The sequence below is a fragment of the Alphaproteobacteria bacterium genome (assembly GCA_019695395.1).
Taxonomy (GTDB): Bacteria; Pseudomonadota; Alphaproteobacteria; order JAEUKQ01; family JAIBAD01; genus JAIBAD01.
In genome coordinates this window covers 1-2,930 of the sequence record JAIBAD010000077.1, presented here as the reverse complement: position 1 = coordinate 2,930, position 2,930 = coordinate 1, and the positions used below count along the sequence as shown (strand labels likewise).

The 2,930-nt window shown below is 33.0% G+C and carries 1 protein-coding gene and 1 pseudogene; both read right to left on the bottom strand.

The window, feature by feature from the left end:
• Window positions 1–1,197: Do family serine endopeptidase (locus tag K1X44_08980; protein ID MBX7147418.1), on the bottom strand; the 1,197-nt coding region annotated here is incomplete at its 3' end.
• 250 nt (window positions 1,198–1,447) lie between these two features.
• Window positions 1,448–2,818, bottom strand: a pseudogene (locus tag K1X44_08975) (VacJ family lipoprotein).
• Window positions 2,819–2,930: the final 112 nt, after the last annotated feature.

Below are 2,930 nucleotides of genomic sequence, written 5' to 3'. Positions count from 1 at the left end.
AATAGCAGCAAAGTGCGTACCTAAAGATGAGTTTTGATTTAATTTGTCATTTTTATCATTTTTAAGTTCAGCTTGTTTTTTCTCGTCAGCTTGATCATCTAATAAAGCAATTTCTATAGGAACTGTTACTTTGGAACGATCACGCCATAATACTATATCCACTTTTTTACCTATCGGGGTTGTTGCAACCAAACGTGGAAGCTCACGCATTTCTGTAATAGCTTGATTGTTAAAGGAAAGAATTACATCTCCTTGTTTAAGTTTTGCTTTAGAAGCTGGACTATCGGGTTGCACTTCAGAAATTAAAGCGCCTTGGGGTTTATCAAGATTTAAGGCATCTGCCAATTCTGGTGTGACAATTTGAATTTGTACACCTAACCAACCACGCTTTACTGTTCCTTGTTCTTTTAAAGATGTAATAATAGATTTTACTATGTTTGAAGGTATAGCAAAACCAATACCCACACTTCCACCATTTGGTGAAAATATTGCTGTATTAATACCAATCACTTGGCCTTGCATATTAAAGGTTGGTCCACCTGAATTCCCACGATTAATAGCAGCATCAATTTGAATAAAATCATCAAAAGGTCCTGAACGTATATCACGTCCTCTTGCTGAAATGATACCTGCGGTTACAGAACCACCTAACCCAAAGGGATTCCCAACAGCTAATACCCATTCACCAACTTGTGCCTGATCAGAATCACCAAATTCTGCCACAGATAATGGACTATCTGTATCAATTTTTAAAAGTGCTAAGTCAGTTTTACTATCTTTACCAATAAGTTTGGCTGGAAATTCTTTGCCATTTGTTAATTTAACTTTTATTTCTTTTGCATCATTAACTACATGATTATTTGTTACAATATAACCTGACGAATCAACAATAAGACCTGAACCTACAGCCACAGTTGTTTGGTCTTTATTGTCATTATCCATACCTTGACCAGGCATTTCAAAAAAACGACGAAATAATTCTTCAAATGGTGATCCTGGAGGGAAATTAAATTCAAATTCTGGAGGTAATTCCCTTCTTTGTACAGATTGTAGAGCTGCAATATTGACAACCATAGGTGTGACTTTTTTCGCTAATTCAGAAAAACTCTGAGGAAAATCAGCCGCATTTACTGAAAAAGGAACCAAAAAAATTATGAAAAAGTTTATTAGAAATGTACGTAAGATAAAAGAGCGCATTGAAAATAATCTCCTAGAATGGATTTAATGCTTATAATTTTATACTGGATTACAAAAAATTATCTTATTAGTTAAAATTAAGCTTCTATATTATGAACAAGAAACTTATGCTGATACATAAGATATAAAATAATAAATTCAAGCCATTATAATAAAATTGTAATAAAAATTATCTTATAGTTTAAAAACTAATTATTAAGAATATAAAAAAAAGCCACCTAAAAGGTGGCTTTTCATTTATTAAAAAAATTTATCTTTGTGATAATTGTGAAAATTCAATTTTGCCTTTATTTTTCTTTTGCAATAAAGGAGCTTGATCATTTTTTGATACAGTTCCCAAAGAAGGCATATTTTTTGTAGAGATTACCTCTGCTGTAGGTTGAGCAACTTTATCATCTGTTACTTTTAAATTAGAAGATTGAACAGTAGCAATTTTATTCTCGATCTGATTTTCCGTTTGGATAGGTTTTAAACCTTTATTTGCAAATTGAACAACACCTTTACTTCCAGTATCAATAGGTGAATTGTTTACATTTACTTTTTGTGCCGGAACAGAAATTTGCTGTTTTTTTGTTTCTACTATTAAAGAAGCTTGTTGAGAAGATTTTTTGATATCTTTAGGTACAGAAGCAAAACGGACAACGCCATTTTTTTGTTCTATAGGTTTTTGAACAGTAGATGCAGTATTACTTTGAACTGAAGAGGTCGCAGCATTAACCTTAGCTGCAACTATTTGGCCATCAACCTTTTGAGCTTTAGTAGCTTGTTGAACAATTTCAGAAGTTGGTTTATTTATATCTTTTGAAGGTGAAGATACCGTTGCTATTGAACGAACATTACTTAAATTTGGACGCATAGCTAAAGATTTACCTGCTTGATCTTTATTAATTTTTTCCAAATAGGCAATACTTGGTACATTTAAACCCTCTTGGCCTTGTTGGTTATTAATTTGGTCATGACGATATTGGCGCCACACACTACGCATAGTTGCATAATAATCAAGTGAATTGTTTTGTAATTGATCAAGAGCGTCAATAGCTTCTTCGCGTCTAGAAATACCATCCATACCGCCTCTAATATATGGCACATAAACTGGGGCACCAATACTTGCAAGAGCTAAATTTGTTGGATCAAAAATTAAACCTACAAGAGTACCAACCGCATCTCTTGGATTAGAAGGACCAAAAATTGGTAATACTGTATATGGGCCTTCAGGAACCCCCCACACTGCAAGAGTTTGACCAAAATCTTCTTCTTGATAAGGCATATCAAGATGATCTCCAGCCACATCAAATAACCCCAGAAGTCCAGCTGTAGAATTTACCACAAATCTTGCTAAAGTATTTCCAGCATTAGGAGATAATTGTAATAAATCATTGGCGAATATATAAGGTGAGCGAAGATTTCTTAAAAAATTTCGAATAGCATCACGACCAAATTCAGGTACAGCATATCTATACCCTTGAGCAACAGGTTTAAGAAAATAGCGATCTACCTGATTGTTAAACCCAAAAATTGCTCGATTTGTAGGTTCATAAGGATCATTTAAAGCTTCATATTCTGCAAGTTCTTCAGGATCTGTAGGTGCAGTAGCGCATCCAGAAAGTAATAAAGATAAAAGGAAAACAGTAACAAATTAAATTTGTTTATTCACTTTATTTTTATAAATACCTTCTATTAAAGAGAGTACTATATAAACAATAAATAGTATAATAATTCCATCAAATTGATAA